The following is a 4,679-nucleotide window of genomic DNA, read 5'->3' on the forward strand; positions in this document are numbered from 1 at the left end:
GAAGTCACTGTCAGCAATGAATTTCTCGCGGTCAGCATAGGCTAACGCACTGGCTTGCGTATACAAGTTCGCAAACTCAGGGCTGTCGATGGCGTAGTCAGTTAAATTAAACCGCTCCAGCAGTTTCAGGATCTGATAGACGTTGATCCCGCCAGAGCTGGGTGGTGCCATCCCGCAAATTTGCTTGGCTCGGTATTCACCGCAAACAGCCTGTCGCTCGATAACTTTGTAGTTAGCCAGGTCCTCTTCGTTCAGCACTCCGGGATTAATGTTGGCCGTTTGTACTGCCTTGGCAATTTTGGTAGCCAAATCGCCCTTGTACATATAGTCGGTCCCCTGCTCTGCAATATTGCGCAGGGTTTTACCTAACAGAGGGTTCTTTTTGGTCGTACCCGCTTTTAACGGCTTACCGGCAGGGTAAAAATAGGTCGCCGTCGACGGAAACGCTTTCATGCCCTTGTGATACTGTTCGGCCATTGTGACCAGTTTCTCGAGGCGTTTGGATACTTTAAACCCCTCTTCCGAGGTAGCGATGGCGTCGGTAAACAACGCTTTCCATTCCAATTCACCGTATTTTGTGTGGGCTGTTTCCAGCGCTTTCATCACACCCGGCACACCTACTGATTTTCCGCCCACCACGGCATCAATCCACTTCATGGGCTGACCGTGTTCCATGAACCAGTATGCATTTACACCTGCGGGCGCCATTTCGCGACCATCAAAGGTATGCAGTGTTTTGGTTTCATTGTCCCAGTACAGCATGAACGCACCACCGCCCACACCGGATGACTGCGGCTCTACCAACGTCAGCATGGCCTGTATTGCAACGGCAGCATCAATGGCATTTCCGCCGTTTTCAATGATATTTTTTCCTGCCCAGGATGCATAAGGATTGGCCGCAACGACCATATAGTCTTTGCTGGCCAATGCTTGTTTTTCAACGTATCCCGTAGCGGCTTCAGGTTCACCCGCTTCGCGGGGCGCTTGCTGAGAAAAAGAAGGGAAACTGGCAGACAGGGCTAAACACCCTGCCAGAATATAACTACCTGTGCGACTACGACTCAAAGTGAATCTTCCTCTATTTGAATTTTTCCGGGTTAATTGGTCGCTTATGCAGGAATGCATCAAACGCTTCCTGCGCAGCGTCAGTGCCCATTGCTTCAATGAAGATATCCAGTTCGTAGTCCATGTGCTGCTGGATGTCTTCTGCCTCGTTATTTAATAATGCTTTTGTTTGTAATAGAGCGAATTTTGGTTTGGCCGCTAGCTTGTTGGCAACTTCACTAACGGTATCCCGCAAGGCGTCGGGTTCGACAATTTTTGTAACTAAACCAAAATCGCTGGCATCTTGCGCACTGAAGGGTTCGCCCAGCATCAACCATTCACTGGCGCGTCGGCGTCCTGCCATGCGAGGAATGATATAGCTGGAGGCATACTCGGGTACTAACCCTAAGTTGATGAAAGGTAATACAAATCGAGTGCCGGTTGCGCAATACACTAAGTCACAATGTAACAGCATGGTTGTGCCAATGCCAACCGCTAATCCTGAAACTTCGGCGATTACTGGCTTTTTGCAGTTGGTTAACGCTTTCATGAAACCTACTGTCTCAGCCAAATGCGGTTCTTTGCCATGATTCGCAAAACCTGAAATTTCGTTACCCGCACAAAAAATGTCACCGTTAGCGCGGATAACCACGACTTTACACGCCTCACTGGCTTCGGCTTCAATGATGGCATCGCCCATGGTTTTGTACATTTCACGGGTTAACGCGTTTTTCTTTTCTGGACGGTTGATAACAATCTCGGTAACGGCCTGTTGGCTGATGATCTGAATCTCTGACATGCTAGTCTCCATTGTATTTTGTTATGCGCGGCATACCTCCGGGAGGCACGTTGTACGCGAGGGTCAGCGTACTTGCCGCAGATTAATTGGTACCAGAGTGGTTTTTCGTTATCATAGCGCTCCCCTTACCGATACAAAAATTAATTCCAATGATAGTTGCGCTACCACTTAAACCACAGTTTAGCCTTGGTCCTCTGATCTTGCTCGCTACTGTGTTCCTGTTATTTCTATCGGGCTCTGCTACTACCGAATTGTTAGCCTACGATCGCTATGCATTGGAAAGCCTGGAAACCTGGCGACTATTGTCAGGAAACCTCGTACACACCAACGGATATCACCTGTTGTTAAACAGTGCTGGGTTGTTTTTTCTATGGGCTCTGCACGGTGAACACTACAGGCCTATGTTGTTTATCAAGTTGTTTTTGTGGTGTGGCTTAGGCACCAGTCTGGGCATTTACTATTTGTCACCGTCGTTAATTTGGTATGTCGGGTTGTCAGGGGCATTGCACGGCTTATTTGTATGGGGCGCGTGCATGGATATTCGCAATAAGATTTATTCAGGCGTATTGCTCCTGCTGGGGATTGTTGCAAAGGTCGGCTGGGAACAATGGCAAGGCAGCAGCGACGAGGTTGCTGATTTGATTGGTGCCTCGGTTGCCATTGATGCCCATTTGTATGGCGCAGTGAGTGGATTAGCGTTGTTTATTCTGATGTGGGCGATGTCAGCGTTGTATGTAGCCATTAAGCCCAAACAGGCCGCCTGATTTTACACAAAGTATAAAAAAGCCAGTCCAGGAATGTATTCCTGACTGGCTTTTAGTTTTTAGAATGAATAACCCGTTACAGGTTTTCTTCAAATAGCTTAAAGATTCGACGGTACTCGTCTAACCACGAGCTTGGTTGCACAAAGCCGTGGGGTTCTACCGGGTAAATGGCCGTTTCAAAGTCGGTTTTCTCCAGCTCGATCATGCGCTGCACTAAACGCACGACATCAACAAAAAACACATTGTTGTCTACCATAGGCGCGTTAATGAGCAATGTTTTTTCCAAGCCTTCTGCAAAATAGATTGGCGAGCTGTTGCGATAGGCAATTGGGTCGACATCCGGTGTATTCAGGATATTTGACGTATACGCCGTGTTGTAATGTGCCCAGTCAGAAACAGGACGAAGTGCGGCGCCGGCCTGGAACAAATCCGGTGCATTAAACATCGACATAAAGGTCAGGAACCCACCATAAGATCCACCGTAGGTACCAATACGCTGACGATCAACATTGGCGTTCTCAACCAGCCAGTTTACGCCATCGCGTAAGTCTTCGACCTCCGGCGTCCCCATTTGGCGATATATAGCAGTTCGCCAGTCTCTGCCGTATCCGGCTGAGGCGCGGTAATCCATATCCAGCACCACATAGCCCTTTTGTACTAACAGGCTGTGGAACATGAACTCACGGAAATACCCCGACCATCCCAAATGTGAATTCTGTAGATAGCCCGCGCCATGGTTAAACACAACCGCGCGTTTCGCTTTACCTTGCTCGTAACCTTCAGGCAAATACACGCGTGCGTAAATTGGCTTGTCGGTGTGTGAAGAAGGAATAGCGACGATTTGCGGCGCAGTCCACGGCAACGCTTTGAAAGCCTCACTCACGGTATTCGTCAGTTGAACTGGTGAAGAGCCCGAAGTAAGTGTTTGTAAAAACAACTCTGGAGGCTGCGTGACTTTAGAATGGGTCAGCAGCAGCGCGTCTTCGCCAGGGCTTAATACGTAATCCGTCATACCATTCAATTCGGTCAGAGTTTCATGCTCACCGGTTTCAACATTGACGCGGTAAATTTCGTATATACCCGGGTGTTTTTTATTGGCTTTAAAGTACACGTACTGATCGTCATTAGTCAGGGTGACTTCATCGACAACGTATTCACCGGCTGTCAGGGCACGAGGTGCCTGGCCTGGCGTTTGGACATAGAGGTGGCTGTAACCGGTATGTTCCGACTGATAAAACAGCGTATGTGAATTGTGTAACCAGCCAAACTGGTTGTAGCGATAATTTACCCAGGCATCGTCGTGAAGACGGTGTTCTGTGTTGAATTGCTTGCTGTCAAAATCAACAGTGACAATCCAGCGGTCTTTGTTGTCCCACGCTTCCAGCATAAGCGCAACCGCAGTGCCATCCTGATGCCAACGTACAGAAGGTTCACTCCAGTACCAGCTATTCAGCAAACCTATGGCCCGGGGCAAGCGGTTTACCGTGTACGTTTCACCACGTGCAGCTGCATTTTCTGCTTTCACGGCGGCCAGTACGTCATCGTTGTAGCCTGGCAGGTTAACGTACGACAATTTGTGTTGCGAGTGTGCATTCAAGTCAACCAGCCACACGGTTTCTTCGACCGGCTTTGCATCAGCAACGCGCTGTCGCACGTCAATTGCTGCAATTCGGCCATCTTCCTGTATGTAGTGCGGCATGATGTCGGTTTTATCCCGATAGCTACCTTGTTTAGTTGTTACGACAATGGCGTGCTGACCATTAGGCGATAAGGTTGCAGCCACCAGGCGCTCACCCGATGGGAAATAAAATGGCTCTGGAGCCACGGCAGTGCTTGCTGTGCGCATGGCAGCTTCGTGTTCGAACCTGTCTTCGCGATTTTTGCGCTGTACCTGAATGTACTGGATCAGCGTTTGTTGTTCTGCTGCAATAAAGTCTTTAGGTGGCTTATTGGCAGTGGGCGCATCAGCAAATTTCCAGCTCATCAGTAAGGATTGCTGGCCGGTGCGCAAATCAAAAGCAATAAAACTATCACCCGTTCTGGTCATTAACCGGTTGTCAGTCATAAAGGTC

Annotated in this window: 4 protein-coding genes; 1 reads left to right on the forward strand and 3 read right to left on the reverse strand. The window is 48.9% G+C overall.

Features of this window, described 5'->3' with window-relative positions; genetic code table 11:
* Together AC4MRN_RS17960 and AC4MRN_RS17965 are read right to left on the reverse strand one after the other, a co-directional pair.
* Window positions 1-1,065: gamma-glutamyltransferase family protein (locus AC4MRN_RS17960; RefSeq protein ID WP_491204052.1), on the reverse strand; the 1,065-nt coding region annotated here is incomplete at its 3' end.
* A gap of 13 nt (window positions 1,066-1,078) precedes the next feature.
* Window positions 1,079-1,843 carry an enoyl-CoA hydratase gene (locus tag AC4MRN_RS17965; protein ID WP_491204053.1) on the reverse strand — a complete coding sequence of 255 codons (765 nt, stop codon included), beginning with the start codon at window positions 1,841-1,843 and terminating at the stop codon, window positions 1,079-1,081.
* 149 nt (window positions 1,844-1,992) lie between these two features.
* Between AC4MRN_RS17965 and rrtA the strand changes: the two genes are divergently transcribed.
* The gene (gene rrtA / locus AC4MRN_RS17970) at window positions 1,993-2,607 is read left to right on the forward strand and encodes a rhombosortase (protein WP_491204054.1); all 615 of its coding nucleotides are present in this window, start codon (window positions 1,993-1,995) and stop codon (window positions 2,605-2,607) included.
* Window positions 2,608-2,683: 76 nt separating this feature from the next.
* On the opposite strand, the gene AC4MRN_RS17975 is transcribed toward rrtA, so the two are convergent.
* The coding region (locus tag AC4MRN_RS17975; protein WP_491204055.1) for a S9 family peptidase at window positions 2,684-4,679 on the reverse strand (1,996 nt) is incomplete at its 5' end.

The sequence above is a fragment of the Marisediminitalea sp. genome (assembly GCF_984433645.1).